Source organism: Bilophila sp. T19-St14 (assembly GCF_059728385.1).
In genome coordinates this window covers 2,780,616-2,798,893 of sequence record NZ_BAAGFT010000001.1, presented here as the reverse complement: position 1 = coordinate 2,798,893, position 18,278 = coordinate 2,780,616, and the positions used below count along the sequence as shown (strand labels likewise).

At 59.2% G+C, this 18,278-nt stretch carries 17 protein-coding genes and 2 tRNA genes; 3 read left to right on the top strand and 16 right to left on the bottom strand.

From position 1 onward, the window contains the following. Nucleotides 1-40: 40 nt before the first annotated feature. From kdpC to AC6I1V_RS11850, 6 genes are all read right to left on the bottom strand, one after another. Nucleotides 41-598 carry a potassium-transporting ATPase subunit KdpC gene (gene kdpC / locus AC6I1V_RS11875; RefSeq protein WP_302551770.1) on the bottom strand — a complete coding sequence of 186 codons (558 nt, stop codon included), beginning with the start codon at nt 596-598 and terminating at the stop codon, nt 41-43. Nucleotides 599-702: 104 nt separating this feature from the next. Further along, nucleotides 703-2,733 carry a potassium-transporting ATPase subunit KdpB gene (gene kdpB, locus AC6I1V_RS11870; RefSeq protein WP_479858828.1) on the bottom strand — a complete coding sequence of 677 codons (2,031 nt, stop codon included), beginning with the start codon at nt 2,731-2,733 and terminating at the stop codon, nt 703-705. Nucleotides 2,734-2,968: 235 nt separating this feature from the next. After that, a complete protein-coding gene (kdpA, locus tag AC6I1V_RS11865; protein ID WP_308770949.1) occupies nt 2,969-4,675 on the bottom strand; it encodes a potassium-transporting ATPase subunit KdpA in 1,707 nt (568 codons plus the stop codon). 9 nt (nt 4,676-4,684) lie between these two features. Beyond that, complete coding sequence (gene kdpF / locus AC6I1V_RS11860) at nt 4,685-4,774, bottom strand: K(+)-transporting ATPase subunit F (RefSeq protein ID WP_302551767.1); 90 nt, start codon at nt 4,772-4,774, stop codon at nt 4,685-4,687. Nucleotides 4,775-6,161: 1,387 nt separating this feature from the next. Further along, entirely contained in the window at nt 6,162-6,464 is a 303-nt protein-coding gene (locus AC6I1V_RS11855; RefSeq protein WP_308770948.1) for a DUF3467 domain-containing protein, read from the bottom strand. Between the two features lie 140 nt (nt 6,465-6,604). Next, nucleotides 6,605-7,474: a YitT family protein gene (locus AC6I1V_RS11850; RefSeq protein ID WP_302551765.1), complete on the bottom strand. Its 870-nt coding sequence runs from the start codon at nt 7,472-7,474 to the stop codon at nt 6,605-6,607. 249 nt (nt 7,475-7,723) lie between these two features. Between AC6I1V_RS11850 and AC6I1V_RS11845 the strand changes: the two genes are divergently transcribed. Beyond that, nucleotides 7,724-8,572: a bifunctional methionine sulfoxide reductase B/A protein gene (locus AC6I1V_RS11845; RefSeq protein ID WP_308770947.1), complete on the top strand. Its 849-nt coding sequence runs from the start codon at nt 7,724-7,726 to the stop codon at nt 8,570-8,572. 243 nt (nt 8,573-8,815) lie between these two features. Here the strand turns inward: AC6I1V_RS11845 and AC6I1V_RS11840 are convergent, their stop codons facing one another. The 10 genes from AC6I1V_RS11840 to guaB form a co-directional block, all read right to left on the bottom strand. Continuing rightward, nucleotides 8,816-9,112: a hypothetical protein gene (locus tag AC6I1V_RS11840; RefSeq protein ID WP_486854534.1), complete on the bottom strand. Its 297-nt coding sequence runs from the start codon at nt 9,110-9,112 to the stop codon at nt 8,816-8,818. Between the two features lie 20 nt (nt 9,113-9,132). Further along, nucleotides 9,133-9,208 (bottom strand) — tRNA-Ala (locus AC6I1V_RS11835). A gap of 564 nt (nt 9,209-9,772) precedes the next feature. Continuing rightward, nucleotides 9,773-9,848: transfer RNA gene (locus AC6I1V_RS11830), tRNA-Ala, on the bottom strand. A 629-nt stretch (nt 9,849-10,477) separates the two neighbouring features. Beyond that, nucleotides 10,478-11,215: a 1-(5-phosphoribosyl)-5-[(5-phosphoribosylamino)methylideneamino]imidazole-4-carboxamide isomerase gene (gene hisA / locus AC6I1V_RS11825; protein ID WP_486849287.1), complete on the bottom strand. Its 738-nt coding sequence runs from the start codon at nt 11,213-11,215 to the stop codon at nt 10,478-10,480. Continuing rightward, on the bottom strand, nt 11,212-11,850 hold the full coding sequence (locus AC6I1V_RS11820) for a nucleoid-structuring protein H-NS (protein WP_308770672.1): 639 nt from the start codon (nt 11,848-11,850) through the stop codon (nt 11,212-11,214). Before AC6I1V_RS11820 ends, hisA begins: the two co-directional genes overlap by 4 nt. Next, nucleotides 11,850-12,437 (bottom strand): imidazoleglycerol-phosphate dehydratase, encoded by a 588-nt coding sequence (locus AC6I1V_RS11815; RefSeq protein WP_302553197.1) that lies wholly within the window; start codon nt 12,435-12,437, stop codon nt 11,850-11,852. The genes AC6I1V_RS11820 and AC6I1V_RS11815 overlap by 1 nt, the downstream gene beginning before the upstream one ends. Beyond that, nucleotides 12,434-13,174 (bottom strand): twin-arginine translocase subunit TatC, encoded by a 741-nt coding sequence (gene tatC, locus AC6I1V_RS11810; protein WP_479859302.1) that lies wholly within the window; start codon nt 13,172-13,174, stop codon nt 12,434-12,436. Before tatC ends, AC6I1V_RS11815 begins: the two co-directional genes overlap by 4 nt. Before the next feature lie 407 nt (nt 13,175-13,581). Then, the gene (gene tatB / locus AC6I1V_RS11805; RefSeq protein ID WP_302553199.1) at nt 13,582-13,917 is read right to left on the bottom strand and encodes a Sec-independent protein translocase protein TatB; all 336 of its coding nucleotides are present in this window, start codon (nt 13,915-13,917) and stop codon (nt 13,582-13,584) included. Nucleotides 13,918-13,929: 12 nt separating this feature from the next. Beyond that, a complete protein-coding gene (guaA, locus tag AC6I1V_RS11800; RefSeq protein ID WP_302553200.1) occupies nt 13,930-15,471 on the bottom strand; it encodes a glutamine-hydrolyzing GMP synthase in 1,542 nt (513 codons plus the stop codon). 111 nt (nt 15,472-15,582) lie between these two features. After that, the gene (gene guaB / locus AC6I1V_RS11795; RefSeq protein WP_302553201.1) at nt 15,583-17,043 is read right to left on the bottom strand and encodes an IMP dehydrogenase; all 1,461 of its coding nucleotides are present in this window, start codon (nt 17,041-17,043) and stop codon (nt 15,583-15,585) included. Between the two features lie 76 nt (nt 17,044-17,119). On the opposite strand from guaB, the gene AC6I1V_RS11790 reads away from it, so the two are divergent. Next, nucleotides 17,120-17,254 (top strand): hypothetical protein, encoded by a 135-nt coding sequence (locus AC6I1V_RS11790; RefSeq protein ID WP_486853977.1) that lies wholly within the window; start codon nt 17,120-17,122, stop codon nt 17,252-17,254. An 86-nt stretch (nt 17,255-17,340) separates the two neighbouring features. Then, complete coding sequence (locus tag AC6I1V_RS11785; RefSeq protein ID WP_302553204.1) at nt 17,341-17,763, top strand: universal stress protein; 423 nt, start codon at nt 17,341-17,343, stop codon at nt 17,761-17,763. Nucleotides 17,764-18,278 lie beyond the last annotated feature (515 nt).

Genomic DNA, 18,278 nt, shown 5'->3' with positions numbered 1-18,278 from the left:
CCATCCTCCCGACACGGAAAGTGCTTCTTTCCTCGCCCGGTTACTGGAGTTCGTCAAGAGCCAGATTGAGGCGCAGCACATTGACCTTTGGTTCACCCCACACGCCCCATTCCGGGCCTTCCACATGGCCGCGGACGAGCTTTTCCACCGTTTCCAGGGACAGGCCGCGGGCTTCGGCCACGCGCCGGGCCTGCATCAGGGCCGCTTCCGGGGAAATGTGGGGATCAAGGCCGCTTCCCGAAGCGGTCAGCATATCCACGGGCAGCACGCCTTCGGGCCGTTCGGCACGCAGCTCCTGTTCCGAAGCCCGCACGCGCTCGGCCAGCGCCTTGCTGGTGGGGCCATAGTTGGAGCCGGAAGACGAACCGGCGTCATACCCGGCGGCTGAGGGGCGGGGGTGGAAATATTTCGCGCTGGAAAACGGCTGCCCGATGAGGGCGGAGCCGACGATCGCGCCGTCCCGCAGGATCAGCGAACCCGCCGCTTCCTTAGGGAAAAAGGCGTTGGCCACCCCGGTGACGAGCAGCGGGTAAGCGGCGCATAAAAGCACGGCAAGGCACAGCGTGGACAAAACGGACTGACGAATGAGCTTGAACATGACGTAGCTCCTTATGTGAAAAAGGAACCTGAAGGGACATCCGCGGAGGAGAACGTCCTGTTGGAGAGGAACGAACGCCCCTTCAGGTGATGCGTACCGCGCGGCTAGACGAGGCCGACGGCGGAAATCACGATGTCGATGAGCTTGATGCCGATGAACGGGGCGATGACGCCGCCGAGCCCGTAGACCAACAAGTTGCCGCGCAGGACCGAAGCCGTGGAACGGGGACGGTAGCGCACGCCCTTGAGCGCCAGCGGGATGAGCAGGATGATGATCAGGGCGTTGAAGATCACCGCGGACAGGATGGCGCTCTGCGGCGTGGACAGGTGCATGACGTTCAGCGCTCCGAGTTCCGGCAGGGCCGCCATGAACAGCGCCGGGATGATGGCGAAGTACTTGGCCACGTCGTTGGCGAGGCTGAACGTGGTAAGCGCGCCGCGGGTGATCAGGAGCTGCTTGCCGATCTCCACGATCTCGATGAGCTTGGTGGGGTCGGAGTCGAGATCGATCATGTTCCCGGCTTCGCGGGCGGCCTGCGTGCCGGTGTTCATGACCAGCCCCACGTCGGACTTGGCCAGAGCCGGGGCGTCGTTGGTGCCGTCGCCGGACATGGCCACGAGGCGGCCTTCCTTCTGGAGCTCCAGAATGAGCTGCAGCTTGTCTTCGGGCTTGGCTTCGGCAAGGAAGTCGTCCACCCCCGCCTCCGCGGCGATGGCCTGCGCGGTGAGGCGGTTGTCGCCCGTGATCATCACGGTCTTGATGCCCATGGCCCTGATGCGGTCGAAACGGTCGCGCATGCCGGGCTTGACCACGTCCTTGAGCTGGATGACGCCGAGCAAGCCCCGCGTGGAAGAGGCCACCACCAGCGGCGTGCCGCCTTCGCGGGCCACGGGCTCGACAAGGGCATCCAACTCCTCACGGCGTTCGGGAAGCCCAAGTGAACGCACCCACCGCAGCACGGAATCGGTCGCCCCCTTGCGGAGTTGTTCCCCAGCGGCGTCCACGCCGCTCATGCGGGTTTCCGCCGTGAACGGCACGCTGACCACATCCTGCGGCAACCCATGCATGGACACGCCAAGGGTGTTCCCCAATTCCACGATGGAACGGCCTTCCGGGGTTTCGTCGCCGGAGGAGGCGAGACAGGCCGCCTTCATCATTTCGTCGGCATTCACGCCGGGCAGGGGCAGGAACGCCGAGGCCATGCGGTTGCCGAGCGTGATCGTCCCGGTCTTGTCGAGCAGCAGCACGTCCACGTCCCCGGCGGCCTCCACCGCACGGCCCGAAAGGGCCAGCACGTTGCGCTGAAGCAGGCGATCCATCCCGGCGATGCCGATGGCGGCGAGCAGGCCGCTGATCGTGGTCGGGATGAGGCACACCAGCAGCGCCACCAGCACGACCATATCAATGTTGATGCCGTGGTAAAGGCCCAGCGGCTTCAGGGTGACGACCACCAGCATGAAGATGAGGGTCAGCCCGGCAAGCAGGATGTTCAAGGCGATCTCGTTGGGGGTCTTCTGCCGTTCCGCGCCTTCGACAAGCGCGATCATGCGGTCGAGGAAGGACTTGCCCGGCTCCTGCGTGACCCTCACGATGATGCGGTCGGAAAGCACGGTGGTCCCGCCGGTAACCGCACTGCGGTCGCCGCCGGACTCGCGGATGACCGGAGCCGACTCGCCGGTGATGGCGGACTCGTCCACGGCGGCCATGCCTTCGACGACCGTGCCGTCGGCGGGGATCATGTCGCCCGCCTCCACAACCACATGGTCGCCGGGGGCCAGATCGGAAGCGGATACGGCTTCTGCGGTTCCGTCCGGCAGCAGCCGGTGCGCGACGGTATCCGTGCGGGCGCTGCGGAGCGTGTCGGCCTGCGCCTTGCCCCGCCCCTCGGCCAGCGCCTCGGCGAAGTTGGCGAACAGCACGGTGAACCACAGCCACAGGGAAATCTGGCCGCTGAATCCGGCGTCCGTACCGGCCGCCACGCGGGAGAAGAACGAGGCAGTCGTAAACACGCAGCCGACGGCGACCACGAACATGACGGGATTGTGCGCGAGCATGCGCGGATCGAGCTTACGGAAGGCGTCCTTGGCGGCCTGAACGTACAGCGAAGGCGCGGTTTCCTGAGAATGGTGACGCATATGAAAAATCTCCTTGGCGGGCCGGAGGAAGGAGGCGGGGTTCCGCCCCATTCCCCGGCGGGGCTACCCCTGCCCCTGCCGGGGAGAAGCTGCCCAGACCTCAATAAGTTGCGGACATGGGCTAACCCTGCACCCGCCGGGGAAAAGGGTTCCCCCGGCCCCCTTCGGCCCTGTGCCTGCCCTATTCCCAGCAGGCTCGGATTGAATCAATCAGTTGGTGTTCCCTTCGCCGCCCTTAAAACATCATTCCCCGCATCATCTGGAACTGTTCCACGATGGGGCCGAGGGACAGGGCGGGCAAATAGGTCAGCGCGCCCACGATGAAGATGATTCCAAGCAGCAAGAGGCCGAAGGTAGGCCCTTCCACAGGGAAGGAGGAATCCGAAAGCGGACGCTTCTTGCGCGCGGCGAGGGAACCCGCCACCACGAGCATGGACAGCATCACCCCAAAGCGGCCAATGAACATGGCGAGGGCCAGCAGGACGTTCCATACGGGCACGTTGGCGGAAAGCCCCGCAAAGGCGCTCCCGTTGTTCTGTGCGCCGGACGTGAAGGCATAAAGGATTTCGGAAAGGCCATGCGCCCCGGCATTGTTCAGTGCGCCCGTCCCCCACGAACTCACCGCCGCCACGGCGGAGAAGCACAGGATCGGCGTGGCGCAGGCCAGCAGCGCCACCATGCACCATGTGATCTCCCGGCCTTCGATACGCTTGCCGAGATAGTCGGGGGTGCGGCCCACCATCAGGCCGGCGATGAACACGGTCAGCAGGATGAACAGGACCATGCCGTACAGGCCGGAACCGACGCCGCCGTAGATGATCTCGCCGAGCAGCATGTTGAACAGCACCAGCATACCGCCGAGCGGCGTCAGGCTGTCGTGCATGGCGTTGACCGCGCCGCAGGAGGCGTCCGTGGTCGCCGTTGCGAACAGCGAAGTGCCGAACACGCCGAACCGGACTTCCTTGCCTTCCATGTTGGGCACGGCCCCGCCGGCAGCCTGCTGCAGGAGGTGCGTGCCGTACAGTTCGCTGAAATAGATCCACAGCACGCCGCCGATGAACAGGGCCAGCATGACGGCCCAGACCGTCCACGCGTGGCGGCGGCTGCCTACGGCCTCCCCAAGGAAAAACACCAGCGCGCTCGGGATGATCAGGATGTAGAAAGACTGGAGGAAGCTGGACAGCGCCGTGGGGTTTTCAAAAGGATGCGCGGCGTTCACATTGAAGAAGCCGCCCCCGTTGGTTCCGAGCAGCTTGATTGGAATCTGCGACGCGACGGGCCCAGTGGCGATGAACTGCTTCCCGCCCTCAAGCGTGGCCGCGGTAACGCCCGCGTCGAAATTCTGAACCATGCCCTGCCAAAGCATGAGCAGCGCCCCGATGATGCTCAAAGGCAACAACACGTACAGCGTGATGCGCACGAGATCGGCCCAGAAGTTGCCGATGGACGAAGATTCGTTGCGGGCGATGCCGCGCACGACCGCGGCGCACACGGCGATGCCGACGCCTGCGGAAACGAAATTCTGATACGTCAGGGCCACCATCTGCGAAAAATGGCTCACGGTGGTTTCCCCGCCGTAGGACTGCCAGTTCGTATTCGTCAGGAAGCTGACCGCCGTATTCAAGGCCAAATGCCAAGAAAGGCCGGGGAAGCCCTGCGGATTCAACGGCAGCTTATCCTGGAAAAGCAGCACCCCGAATGTGAGCAGGAACCCCGCAAGGGAAAACCCGATGACGCTGACGGCGTACTGGCCCCACGTTTGTTTTTCGTCGGGATGGATGCCGGACAGCGTATAGACGCCCCGCTCCACCGGCCCCAGGACGGGATGCAGGAAGGTGCGGCGGCCGGAAAAAACCTGATGGACATAACGCCCCAACAGCGGGCTGAGCGCCGCCAGAAGGCAAATGAACAGGACAAGCTGCAACAGGTCTCGCAGGATCATGCCGTCCTCCTAAAACCGTTCCGGCTTGAACAGCGCGTACAGCATATATGCAAAAAGGCCTACCGCGCAGGCAAGGCCAACAAAATCAAACCAATCCATGACAAGCTCCTTGAATGTGGCGCGGGACGGCAGTGCTTCCGGCCCGCAGGATTTCAAGAGCCAGTATCCAAGGGGTGTGCCAAAATGTATAGCCAATGATTTTATAGTGTTAAAAAAACAAGCACGCGCGAGATCATTACATAATGCAATCATGCGTTGCAAAACGCATGGGAACCGGCCCGCCTTTTTCCTGCAAAATGAAAAGCGAAGGGGCAAAAAACACCGTGTTCGGAGCCCGGAAATCCCCCATACCGGCAGACTCCCCCTCTAGGAAGGCATCACCAGCCGGATGGATTGCAAAACGCAAGCCCTCCGAGGCGGACGATACGAATATACCTCATATCTTTTTGTACTTATGGCGATTCACAACTTGGACACATGCGTCAGCTCCCCGCGCAACGCCCCCATGTGCATACGCCTTTTGCTCGTCATGGAGAGGCCCGCATAAGCTCCACCGCCGCGCCTCTCTTTTTTTTGCGCAAGGCATCCCAAAAGGACTTGTCATAGGATGCGGCGGCTTCATTGCCACTGTATGGTGAAAGTACAGCCCGTTTATCCAGTTTTCCGTCGGCGGGCCCATGACTGAGGCATTTGGCGGCTATCCCTTTGGGGCTTCAAGAAAGAAAAATCAACCCTTTGCTGTCCCATGATCCCCAAAAGGCCAGATACTTCCGGCCTTTTTTCTTTGGTTCCGTCATGGAATGTGGTTGTTTTTCACAACATGGTGAAAATACATCCTTTTTCTCTAATTTCGCACCAAAGGGCTCCATAGCTGAGGCGCTTTATTGGTTATTCCTTTGGAATTTCAAGGCCGTGTTATAGAAAATGGTTGATGCTTTTTTCCTTGAAACTCCAAAGCGATAACCGGAAAAAAGCCTTAGCCGTGAATCCCGCCAAGGGGAAAACGGGAAAAAAGGCTATACTTTTCACCGCACTGTGGAGTTGAAACAACCACATACTCTAACAGAGCCAATTTCAAAAGGCTGTGCCATAGGAAATGATTGATGCCTTATTTCTTGAAACGCCAAGGGAATACCCAACAAAATCCCCCAACCATAGAGTCCGTCAGCGGGAAAGTGAGGGAAAAAGCCCCTCTTTTCACCGCACTGTGAAGTTGAAACAACCACATACTCTAACAGAGCCAATTTCAAAAGGCTGTGCCATAGGAAATGATTGATGCCTTATTTCTTGAAACGCCAAGGGAATACCCAACAAAATCCCCCAACCATAGAATCCGTCAGCGGGAAAGTGAGGGAAAAAGCCTCTCTTTTCACCATATTGTGGAGTTGAAACAACCACATTCCCTGACAGAGCCTTTCAAAAAAAACGCATCACCCGTTTCCTATGGCACAGCCTTTTCTTCCAACAGCATTCCTCACCAGACGGGCTATTGCCCTTCGGGAGCCTTCTCCTCGACGGCGATTTCACCGAAACGGGCCTCATATTCACGGAGGCTTTGGATAAGGGTCAGCGTCAGGCGTTTGGCCGTACGGGGCGTCATGGCGATACGCTCCAGCATGTCGGCGGTGACGACGCCCTTCACGCCCGGCTCGGAGGAAGGATCGGTCAGGCTGACGCCAAAGGAAACCAGCACGTCATCCTGCGAATAACGAACCTGAAAGGCATTGGCGTAGGAAGTGCCCATTTTCTCGGTATGTACGTTCAGGCGTACCTGTTGTTCTTCGGACATGGCGGTTCTCCACGGTTGAAGGTGTCGGATTACGTGCCGGATATTCCGGCGCGCTGTTCCTCAGATACCAGAAAGCCCCGCCGGAGGAAATCGGCGAAGCCCCTTCAAAACGGGCTCCGCGACAGGCGAGGCGCATTCCTTCATTTATATTCCTTGACGCAGGAAAACCCCTTGCCGAGGACGTTCAGCGTGTTCTCGATGATGACGAACGCCTGCTTGTCGTGTCGGAAAATAAGCTCTTCCAACAGCCGGATCTGGTAGTTTTGCACGACGGTCAGCAGCACGGGCCGCTGTTGGCCGGTAAAGCCGCCGGAACCGGACAGGAGCGTGGCCCCCCGGTGCAGATGCGTCAGGATGTCCTCACGGATCGCGGCGTGCTGCGTGGAAATGATCAGCACCATTTTCCGCTGGTTGAAGATGGTCGAAACGTAGTCCATCACCTTGGAGTACACAAAAATCATGATCAGCGAATACAGCATGCTGTCCGGGTTATACATGGAAAAGGCCAGTACAAACAGCGTGATGTTGTACAGCAGGCTGAATTGCCCGACGCTGATGCCGTACCGCTTGTGCAGGGCGATGGAAATAATGGTCAGCCCGCCATCGCAGCCGATGGAATGCAGGACGATGCCGAGCCCAAGCCCGCAGATGCAGCCCGCGGCGATGCTCGCAAGGATCGGATCGGTGATGTTGATGGACATCTCCAGATACTGCGTGGCCACGGAGACCACCGCCAGCCCGTACAGGCTGTACAGGAAAAAGCGCCGCCCCACGAACAGCCAGCCCGCAATGAATATGGGGACGTTGAGCAGCACATTCCACACGGCCGGGCTCAGGGTTTCCGTCATGTAATTGATCAGAAGCGCCGTCCCGAACACGCCGCCGGAAATGAACATATGGGGAATGGCGATGGCTTTCACGCCGAGTGCGAACAGGCCGCACCCAAGGGTCAGCAAAAAGAGATTCCAAGGAATGCCCCTCGCAAAGGTACGAACGGCGGCAGAGACCATACTTTCTCCGAAACAAAAGGTTGTGCCCTCCTTGGGGCGTGTTCACACCATACCGAGTTTTTCCAATGGCTAAAGCTGGTTGGAAGGAACATTCAGCATCGCTCAAAATTCAGGATAACCATATGTAAAAATCATATTTATTCTTTGTCCATGTGAACAGGCCCTCAACGGGCCCGGCAAAAGGCATCATTGTCTTTCCGCTCAGGGATTATACCTGTATCATATATGCTGACAACACAAGGAGGCACCATGCGACCCCTCACCCCCGACGAAGAACAAGTCATCGCCCACGGCGCTACGGAACCCCCGTTCAGCGGGCGCTACTGGAACCATAAGGCCGACGGCACCTATGCCTGCCGGCGCTGCGGCGCTGCGCTTTACCGCTCCGGCGACAAGTTCGATTCCGGGTGCGGCTGGCCGTCCTTTGACGATGCCGTGCCCGGTTCCGTGCTCCGCCGCCCCGATCCGGACGGCCACCGGACGGAAATCGTCTGCGCCGCCTGCAACGCCCATCTGGGGCATGTTTTTGAAGGCGAACGCTTCACCCCCAAAAATACGCGTCATTGCGTCAATTCCTTGTCGCTTGAATTCATACCGGAAAAAACATCGGAATGCACGGAGGAGGCCATCTTCGCGGGCGGCTGCTTCTGGGGGGTGGAGGACGCTTTCCAGTCCGTCCCCGGCGTCCGTGATGCGGAGTCTGGCTATACGGGCGGCACGGTGCCGAACCCCACCTATGAACAGGTCTGCACGGGCAGAACCGGACACGCCGAAGCGGTTCGCGTAACCTACGATCCGGCAAAGGTTTCTTTCGAGGAACTCGCCCGCCTGTTCTTTGAAATCCATGATCCTGCCCAAATCAACAGGCAGGGCCCGGATGTCGGCACACAATACCGTTCAGCGATTTTCTACAAAGATGAGCGGCAGAAAGCCACAGCCCTTTCCCTCATGGAAAAGCTCAGGGAACGCGGCTATGCGGTGGCCACCGAACTGCTCCCGGCCTCCGCCTTTTACCCCGCCGAAGCGTACCATCAGGATTTTGCGGCCCGTACGGGCAGAGGCGGCTGCCATTTCCGCGTACCCCGCTTCGGAGAATAAGCAGGGGAAGCACCCCCTGCCCCTTCCACATCAAAAGAAAAGGCCCGAACATCACGGGCCTTTTGCCTTTGGCTGTGCCATAGAAAATGGTTGATGCCCTTTCCCTTGAAACTCCAAAGGAAGAACCGGCAAAATGCCTTGGCTATGGATTCCACCAAGGGGGAAACTGAAGGAAAAGGCTGTATTTTCACCACACTGAGGAGATGAAACAACTACATGCCATGACAGGGCCCTTACCTTTTATCATATAAAAACCAGAAGGCCTTCATCGCGCGCCTTCCCCTCTTCGGGCCGAGACGACAAGCCAAAACGGAAGGCTGTATCATAGAAAACGGTTGATGCTTTATTTCCTTGAAATTCCAAAGGAATAACCAATAAAATCCCCCAATCACAGAGCCCGCCAGCGGAATACTTGGAGAAAAAGCATATATTTTCAGTATATTGCTGAAACAAAGCAACCATGTACTCTGACAGAGCCAAACGGAAAATCCGGTGACTCCCTTGTGCATCTCCGTGCAATAAAAAAAGCTGATTCAACACTTGAATCAGCTTTAAAAATCTGGTGGAGCTGGACAGAATTGAACTGACGACCTCTTGAATGCCATTCAAGCGCTCTCCCAACTGAGCTACAACCCCATGCGTGAGAAGGCTTCTATAGGAACTGGCCCCCAAAGTCAAGCGGTCTCGGCAAACTTTTTCCCAAGGCTGTGCCATAGAAAATGGTTGATGCTTTTTTCCTTGAAGTTCCAAAGGGATAACCGACAAAATACCTTAGCCCTGTATTCCGCCAAGAAGAAAACCGGAGAGAAAAGGCTGTATTTTCACCGTACTATTGAGATGAAGCAACTACATACTATGACAGAGCCTTTTATTTTGGCCCTGCCATATGGGAGGATATGCTTGTCCCATCCCCACAGCATGATGGAAAATACGACCTTTTTCTCCAATGTTTCCGTTGGCGGGCCCTATGGCTGAGGCACTTTGCTGGTTATCCCTTTGGAACGTCAAGGATAAAGCATCAACCGTTTCCTGAGGCACGGCCTTCCAAGGAAATGCAGCAACACACCTTAGCCAGCTCTCTTTTCTGCGGAAAAGCTGGAGAAAAAGGCCGTATCTTCATAGGATACGGCGATGCGACCGCCGCATTCCATGACGGCGCACAAAAAGAAAGGGTTCGTATCACTACGAACCCTTGAAATCTGGTGGAGCTGGACAGAATTGAACTGACGACCTCTTGAATGCCATTCAAGCGCTCTCCCAACTGAGCTACAACCCCATGCGTGAGGAAGTCTTTAGCGAACCTTGGAATGAAAGTCAACCGTTTTTTTCGCACTCCCCAAAAACAGCCTCCAAAGCTCCCCTAAAAGATACGCCTTCTTCACCGCCATTTTTACGGAAGGCTGTATCATAGGAAATGGTTGTTGCTTTATTTCTTGAAATCCCACGGGAATAATCAATAAAATGCCTCAACCACAGATCCTGCCCCAAAAACTAGATAAAAAATCTGTATTTTCACCATATTGTAAAATAAAACAACCACATCCTATGTCAGAGCTTTACGGAATGTTTGCCCTTCCCAAACAGCCCCTCTCCCCAAAACGAAAGGCCCGTACACGTTTTCCCTTTCAGCGCCTTACCAAACAGGGATTCGACAACTCCCAAAACCTTGAGGGAGGGCGAGGCCGTGGCGTCATTCAGTATATAACTATTTGAAATTATTTAAAATAATATTTTTGTAACTTTAAAAAATAGTTTAATTATTTCAATCTATTATATAATTAACAATATGACCTAAAGGGCGTGGGGAAGAGAGAGAGAGAGAGAGAGAGAGAGAGAGAGAAAAGAGAAAACCATGAGGGGGGCTTCCCCTTTTCAGAAAGCCCCCCTCCCTTCATCACATGAAAACTACCGCTCCTGCGCGGCGATCCAGCTCATGGCCTCGCGCAGATCCAGCGTGCCCTCGTAAATGGCCCGTCCGCTGATTGCGCCTTCAAGGTTCGCGGATACCGACAACGGATACAGCGCCTTCACGTCATCCAACGTGGCGACGCCTCCGGCGGCAATCACCGGCACCTTGCTCGTCCGGGCCAGATGCGTCAGGGCGGGCACGTTCACGCCGGTCTGCATCCCGTCGCGCTCAATGTCCGTATAAACAAGGAACGCCGCGCCGTCTTCAGCCAGACGGGGAACCACGTCATCCACCGTATACGGCGTATCCCCCACCCAGCCGCGGGTCTTCAGGCGTCCGTTTTCCGCATCCAGCGAAACGCCGATGCGGCCGGGACAGGCACGGCACAGCGCCGCGAAACGGGCGGGATCTTCCAGAGCCAACGTCCCGATGATCAGCCGGGCCACCCCCGCATCAAGCCAGCGATGGGCGGTTTCCTCGTCACGGATGCCGCCGCCAAGCTGTACCGGGATGGAAAGGGCTTCACAAATCCGGCGCACCAGATCCGTATTCGGCGACACGCCTTCAAACGCGCCGTCCAGATCCACAAGATGCAGGAACTTCGCGCCCTGCTCCTGCCATTGCAGCGCCGCCGCAACCGGATCGTCGGAAAAGACCGTGGAGTCGTCGGCACGCCCGCGCCTGAGGCGCACGGCCTGCCCCCCTTTGATATCCACCGCGGGAAAGAGGATCATAGACCGAACTCCTTGATCATCTTCTGCATCCCTTCCATCGCCAGCTCCTGCGCCGTGAGCCACTTGGCGCCGCGCTTGAAGAACGTATCGAAGTTCATCAGGTTGTCGCTCAGGCCGACCTGCTTTTCCTTGAAGTGGGAACGGGACACCAAGGCGCCGCCGGGTTCGCGCACGTCGATCAGGTAAAAGTCGATATTCACGGCGGCGGACGTCGTCACCCCCGCGCTGCTCCCGGCCCGTTCACGCCAGTCGAGGATTTGCGGGACGATGAGCAGATCCACGCCCATGTCCTTCCCGATCTTGGCCCAATAGGCCAGCGCGCCATTGCGTTCGCGGGGATCCGCGCCCCCGGCCTTGGGGATGAACACATACGAACGGTGCGTCGTGGCCTTCAAAAGCTTCATGAGTTCTTCATTGAACGTGGCCACAGCCTGATCCGAGGCCAGCACGCGATCCTCAGGGATGAATCCCGCAAGCAAATCCGTCGTCCCCTTGGGCTGTTCCACGCCGACGACGCCGACCTTCAAGTCGGGAAGATCGGGAGCGTCGGGCGTCATCTTCTGACAGGCCGCAAGCAGGGATATGGACACGGCCAAAACCGCGAGGCAGAAAAAACGGCGGGTCAGTCTGCTCATCAGTCGAGACTCCCTTTGGTGCTCCGCACCACGTTACCGGTGAGGGAAACGGCCTGAGCCAAGGCAAGCCCCAACCCCTTAGCCGCGGATTCCAACAAATGATGCCCGTTCCTGCCGTACAGGAACGCGACATGCACGTTCATGCGGGCGGCGGCGGCAAAACTCTTATAGAATTCGCGCCAGACGTCGCGTTCCTCGCCCGCAAGCACGGGCGGCAGCAGCTCGTCGCCCCGCCACTCCAGCCACGGGCGCCCGGAAATATCAAGCGTCACTTCGGCCAGCGCCTCATCCATCGGCACACGGGCGAACCCCACACGGGCAATGCCCTTCCTGTCGCCCACGGCTTGCGCGAACGCCTGGCCGAGGCAAAGGGCGATGTCCTCGGCGGAGTGATGCGCATCGATATGCGTATCGCCCTTACACGTCAGGGACAGATCGAACCCGGCCCAGAACGCCGTCAGGGTGAGCATGTGGTCAAGCAGGCCAAACCCGGTGGCGACGGACGTTTTGCCGCTGCCTTCAAGACGCAAGGCCAGATCGATGTCGGTTTCCGCCGTAGTTCTGGCGACGTGCCCGGTACGGATCATGCCCCACCTTCCTCGGCCGCCTTTTCCCGCTCCACCTTCTTCTTGCCCACGAGCGCAGCCACCCAGATGCTGACTTCATACAGCACAAGCATGGGCCCCGCCATCATAAGCTGCGAGAACACATCCGGCGGCGTCAGGATGGCGGCGACGACAAAAATGGCCAAGACAGCGTATTTGCGCACGTCCCGCATCTTCTGCGCGGTGATGATCCCCATGCGCGCAAGGAAGAAGCTGAACAGCGGCATTTCAAAAATGAGCCCGAAGGCCAGCACCATCTTGAGCGCGAAGCTCAGGTATTCGTTGATCGACAGCATCGCTACGATGTTGTCGGTCGAATAGCTCATGAAAAACTCGAAAGCGAACGGGAATACCCCGAAATAACAGAATACCCCGCCCAAAATGAAGAACAGCGCCGAAGACAGGGCCAGCGGGATGATGTACTTCTTTTCCTCCTCGTACAGGCCCGGCGCGATGAACGCCCAGATCTGATAGAACAGGAACGGGCACGCCACGAACACGCCGGCCACGAACGCGACCTTCATGTCGACGAAGAAGCCTTCCGCAACCCCCGTATAAATAAACTTGGAGTCGGCGGGCATGACCTTCAAGAGCGGCAGGGAAAGGTAGTAGAACAACTGCTGGGCGAAACCGTAACAGGCGAAAAAGCCGATCAGGATAGCCAAAAAGCCGCGCACAAGGCGCCTGCGCAGTTCCCCAAGATGCTCCAGCAGGGTCATGGGCCGTTCTTCTTCCGGCCCCTCTTCCTCAGCGGAGGGAGGATCGACGGGGGCCGGAGGCTCACCGCCGGCGGCGGACGCGGGCAGCGTCCCCTCCTGCGGCCAAGCCGACGACGCACCTTCGGGGAATCCGGGCAGCCCCGCCGGAACGTCGGCATCAGCGGAGGCCGCCGCTTCCGGGTTCCCGGCAACGGCATCCTCAACCGGAAGAACCGGCCCGACGGCTTCTTCGGCCGCGGGGGCGGATGCGGCGGCCCCGCCCGGCTCCTCCGAACCGGAGACGCCCGGAGCGTCTACCGCCCCGGGCCCGTCCTCGGACTCCACAATCGGGGAATCCAGCAAGATTTCCTGTTCCTCCGCCGCACCGGAGGGCGCGGCGGGGATCTTGTCTTCGCGTTCTGTCATGCCTAACCCTTTACGGAAGCGCCGGTTTCCGTCGGGGCGGCTGCCGTTGCCGCGGCGGCCGGTTTGGCGGCGGGCGAAGCCGCTTCAGCGGGCTTCGCAGCCGCGGTGGTTTTCTGTTCGGTGCCGAACAGTTCCTTTTCCGCTTCCTGCTTGCGCTTTTCGTGCTCTTCGAGCTCAATTTCCGTATTCAGAGTCCGCTGGAATTCCGTAGAGACCTTGCGGAATTCACCCATGGCCCTGCCGAGCGTCCGTGCAATCTGAGGGACGCTTTTAGGGCCAAGGACAATCAGCGCTACGACGAGAATCACCAGCAGTTCTGTACCGCCAATACCAAACATGATACCGCCTCGCTATTCCCATTCGATGGTGCTCGGCGGCTTCGAGGAAACGTCGTACACCACACGGTTTACTCCCTTGACTTCATTGATGATCCTTCTGGAAATCCGTTCCAGCAGATCATACGGCAGACGTGCCCAGTCGGCGGTCATGGCGTCCACGCTGTCCACACAGCGCAGGGCGATGACATGCTCATACGTGCGCCCGTCGCCCATGACGCCCACCGTCTTCAACGGGAGCAGCACGGCGAAGCCCTGCCAAATCTTACGATACCAGCCGGCATCACGCAGTTCCTGCTGCACGATGGCGTCGGCCTTGCGGAGGATGTCCAGCCGCTCGCGGGTCACTTCGCCGATCACGCGGATGGCGAGGCCGGGCCCGGGGAACGGCTGACGCCAGATGACGGATTCGGGCATGCCGAGCTCCGCGCCCACCTGACGCACCTCATCCTTGAACAGTTCACGCAGCGGCTCGATGAGCTTCATGTTCATCTTTTCCGGCAAGCCGCCCACGTTGTGGTGGCTCTTGATGACCGCGCTCGGCCCCTTGTGGGACACGGACTCGATCACGTCGGGATAGAGGGTCCCCTGAGCCAGCCATTCCACGTTGCCGATGGCGCGCGCCTCTTCATCGAAGACGTCGATGAAGGTGTGGCCGATGATCTTGCGCTTCTTTTCCGGGTCTTCGACCCCGGCGAGCAGATCGAGGAAACGATCCTGCGCGTTCACCAGCTTGAGGTTCAGATCGAAATGCTCGCGCAGGTAGTTGACGACCTCGTCACCTTCGCCGGAGCGGAGCACGCCGTTGTCCACAAAGATGCAGTGCAGGTTCTTGCCGATGGCCTTGTGCAGCAGCACGGCGACCACGGTGGAGTCCACGCCGCCGGAGAGCGCGCAGACCACATGCCCGTCGCCCACGGTTTCGCGCACTTCGTTGACCACGCGCTCCACAAAGGAGGACATCGTCCAGTCCGGCGTGATCTTGGCGATCTTGAACAGGAAGTTGCGGAGCATGGTGTCGCCGTCCACGGAGTGGTGCACTTCGGGGTGGAACTGCACGGCGTAGATCTTGCGGGCCTCGTCAGCCATAGCCGCCACTTCGAGCGTGTCGGTGCTGCCGGTGACGACGAACCCCGCAGGGGGCGTCTTCACGGTGTCGCCGTGGGACATCCACACGCGGGAAAGCTTGGTCAGATCGATGCCGTCCCACAGGGCGCAGGAACGAACGAACCGCAAATCGGCCGGGCCGTACTCGCGGGTTTCGGACTGCTCCAGCCCGCCGCCGAGGTTGAAGGCCAGAAGCTGCATGCCGTAGCAGATGCCGAGAACCGGCACGCCGAGCTCAAGGAAGCCCTTGTCCAGAGCGGGGGCGTCCTTTTCCCCCACACTTGCGGGGCCGCCCGACAGGATGATCGCGGAAGGCTGCATGGCTTTCACCTGCTCGGCGGTGACGACGCAGGGATGGATTTCGGAATAGACGCCGGCTTCGCGCACCCGGCGGGCAATGAGCTGGGTAACCTGAGAGCCGTAGTCTATGATGATAACTTTACTGGGCATCGTATGTCCTTTTGTTCGAGAAACAGCGTTGTCTCAGACTCTGTCCGTGTCAATGAGAATCCCGTGGCTCCGGGAAGGCGGCGGGGAGGGGCCTCCCCGCCGAAAGGGGGCTTACGCGTTGTCCACGCGATAGTTGGGGGCTTCCTTGGTGATGATGACGTCATGGACGTGGCTTTCACGCAGGCCCGCGGCGGAGATTTCCACCATCTGGGATTTTTCAAAGAGTTCCTGAATGGTCGCCGCGCCGCAGTAGCCCATGCCGGAACGGACGCCGCCCACAAGCTGATAGATGGTTTCGCTGGCCAAACCGCGGAAGGGCACGCGGCCCACGATGCCTTCGGGGACAAGCTTCTTGCTCTTCTGCTGGAAGTAGCGGTCGGAGCTGCCTTCCTTCATGGCGTCGATGGAGCCCATGCCGCGATAAATCTTGTAGGTACGGCCCTGATAAAGGATGGTTTCGCCCGGGCTTTCCTCAGTGCCCGCGAGCAGGCTGCCGATCATGACGGAGTTCGCACCGGCGGAGAGGGCCTTGACCACGTCGCCGGAGAACTTGATGCCGCCGTCGCCGATACAGCAGCGGTCCATTTCGCGGGCGGCGCGGGAACATTCCATGATGGCGGTGACCTGCGGCACGCCTACGCCGGCGACGACGCGCGTGGTGCAGATGGAGCCGGGCCCGATGCCCACCTTCACGGTGTCGGCGCCGGCCTTCAGCATGGCGCGGGCGCCTTCATAGGTCGCCACGTTGCCCGCGACGAGCTGGCAATCCGGGAACGCGCCCTTGATGGCGGACACGGCATCCAAAATGTTCTTGGAGTGGCCGTGCGCGGAGTCGAGCACGAGCACGTCAACGCCCGCGGCGATGAGGGCGGCGGCGCGCTTTTCGCCTTCCGGCCCCACGCCGATGGCCGCGCCGACGCGCAGGCGGCCCTTGCTGTCCTTACAGGCGTTGGGGTATTTCTGAACCTTGTCGATGTCCTTCATGGTGAGGAGCCCGGCAAGCTCGCCCTTTTCGTCGACCACCAGCAGCTTTTCGATGCGGTGGGTGTGCAGGTGGTGCTTGGCTTCCTCAAGCGTGGTTCCGGTGGGGACGGTGATCAGATTTTCGCTGGTCATGACGTCCCGAACCTTGGTGCCGGAGAGATCTTCAACAAAACGGACGTCGCGGTTGGTCAGGATGCCGACCAGCTTCTTTTCCCGAACCACTGGCAGGCCGGACACGCGGTAGGCGTGCATGAGATCCAGCGCGTGCTCGACGGTGTCGTCGGGCTCAACGGTAATGGGATCGATGATCATGCCGCTTTCGGACTTCTTGACCTTTTCGATCTCCAGCTTCTGACGCTCGATGCTCATATTCTTGTGCACGATGCCGATGCCGCCGGCGCGGGCCAGCGAAATGGCCATCGCGGACTCGGTCACGGTATCCATCGCGGCGGAAACCAGCGGAATGTTCAGGGAGATGGACGGGGTCAGCCAAGCGGTCACGTCCACCATATCCGGCGTGACTTCAGAATAGGCGGGCACCAACAACACATCATCGAAGGTCAGGCCTTTGCTCAAAATTTTGGACATCGTGCCCTCCTGAGGACAAAGACGCTCCGGGAGGTCGCGCACACCGGAGGCCATAAATGTGGGATATAAAAATGGAATGGATAAATGTACTCTGGCGGGGCGTTATTGTCAATCTGAGGCCGGGGACGAAACGGGCTCTCCATGCCGCCGCAACCATGCGGCGTTCCAGCGTATCCGCACCGTTTTCGCAGTATTCCCGCCCGCCGAATAGAAGCCTTGTCACTTCGTTTCGGCCCGTGTAACATATGCTGCGATCCCTTCAAACAGACGCATCAGCGTCAATATCAAGGAGCACGTATGGCCTACAACCGCATCCTCTTGCCCGTCGATGGTTCCGAACACTCCATGCACGCCGTGGCCCACGCGGTCAGCCTTGTCCGTGAAGGCGGCGAAATCGTCGTCGCTACGGTTCTCCCCCCCATCCCCAACGTCATCGGCGGCGATGCGCGCAGGGAAGCCGAAGAAGCCGTCAAGACCGACGCCAACCTCATCACCCAGCCCGTCATGGACGTCATCGCCAAGGACAACATCGCCTGCCGCGAAAAGATTGTTCTCCATACCTCCACCGCCGAAGGCATCATCGAAACCGCCGAAGACATGAAGTGCGACCTGATCGTCATGGGCTCCCGCGGCCGCAGCGACATCGAGGGGCTTCTCCTCGGCAGCGTCACCCATAAGGTGCTCACCCTCGCCAAGGTTCCCGTGCTCGTCGTGCGGTAAAGAGCTTCCGGCGTACTGCCGGATACACAGGCTGAAAAGGGAGGCCCTTTCCCGAAAGGGCCCCTTTCCGTTCCCACGGCTCCCGGACGCGGGAACGCCGCTCTGATGAAGCCCCTGCGTTGGGAAGCCGGAAATGCGGCGGCACGCCGTCCTTTTTCAGAAGCATGGGGCCGCCGCTCCGTACACGGAGGTTTTTCATAGGCTGTGTTATAGAAAACGGTTGATGCTTTTTTCCTTGAAGCTCCAAAGGGATAACCGACAAAATGTCTTATCCGCGGCTCCCGCCAAGGGGAAAACCGGAGAAAAAGGCTGTATTTTCACCGTACTGTGGAGATGAAACAACCATAAACTATAACAGCGCCTTTTCATAAAAGAAAAGCCCCTGTTCGGGGCTGTTTCGGCCGCCGTTCCGCACGGCGGAGGGTTCCGCCATTGCTGCCCTTACCCCCGTTGCCTATACGGACGCAGCTCCGCACGCGGAGTTTTTTTTGCAGCCTGCGGGGATGCCCACCCAA

Bases quoted from the DNA above. Each gene is read 5' to 3' on its own strand.
- kdpC (WP_302551770.1), bottom strand. From the start codon at position 598: ATGTTCAAGCTCATTCGTCAGTCCGTTTTGTCCACGCTGTGCCTTGCC.
- kdpB (WP_479858828.1), bottom strand. From the start codon at position 2,733: ATGCGTCACCATTCTCAGGAAACCGCGCCTTCGCTGTACGTTCAGGCC.
- tatC (WP_479859302.1), bottom strand. From the start codon at position 13,174: ATGACCCTGCTGGAGCATCTTGGGGAACTGCGCAGGCGCCTTGTGCGC.
- AC6I1V_RS11785 (WP_302553204.1), top strand. From the start codon at position 17,341: ATGGCCTACAACCGCATCCTCTTGCCCGTCGATGGTTCCGAACACTCC.
- AC6I1V_RS11845 (WP_308770947.1), top strand. From the start codon at position 7,724: ATGCGACCCCTCACCCCCGACGAAGAACAAGTCATCGCCCACGGCGCT.
- AC6I1V_RS11815 (WP_302553197.1), bottom strand. From the start codon at position 12,437: ATGATCCGTACCGGGCACGTCGCCAGAACTACGGCGGAAACCGACATC.
- AC6I1V_RS11790 (WP_486853977.1), top strand. From the start codon at position 17,120: ATGGATAAATGTACTCTGGCGGGGCGTTATTGTCAATCTGAGGCCGGG.
- hisA (WP_486849287.1), bottom strand. From the start codon at position 11,215: ATGATCCTCTTTCCCGCGGTGGATATCAAAGGGGGGCAGGCCGTGCGC.
- kdpF (WP_302551767.1), bottom strand. From the start codon at position 4,774: ATGGATTGGTTTGATTTTGTTGGCCTTGCCTGCGCGGTAGGCCTTTTT.
- AC6I1V_RS11855 (WP_308770948.1), bottom strand. From the start codon at position 6,464: ATGTCCGAAGAACAACAGGTACGCCTGAACGTACATACCGAGAAAATG.
- guaB (WP_302553201.1), bottom strand. From the start codon at position 17,043: ATGTCCAAAATTTTGAGCAAAGGCCTGACCTTCGATGATGTGTTGTTG.
- tatB (WP_302553199.1), bottom strand. From the start codon at position 13,917: ATGTTTGGTATTGGCGGTACAGAACTGCTGGTGATTCTCGTCGTAGCG.
- kdpA (WP_308770949.1), bottom strand. From the start codon at position 4,675: ATGATCCTGCGAGACCTGTTGCAGCTTGTCCTGTTCATTTGCCTTCTG.
- AC6I1V_RS11820 (WP_308770672.1), bottom strand. From the start codon at position 11,850: ATGAGCAGACTGACCCGCCGTTTTTTCTGCCTCGCGGTTTTGGCCGTG.
- guaA (WP_302553200.1), bottom strand. From the start codon at position 15,471: ATGCCCAGTAAAGTTATCATCATAGACTACGGCTCTCAGGTTACCCAG.
- AC6I1V_RS11850 (WP_302551765.1), bottom strand. From the start codon at position 7,474: ATGGTCTCTGCCGCCGTTCGTACCTTTGCGAGGGGCATTCCTTGGAAT.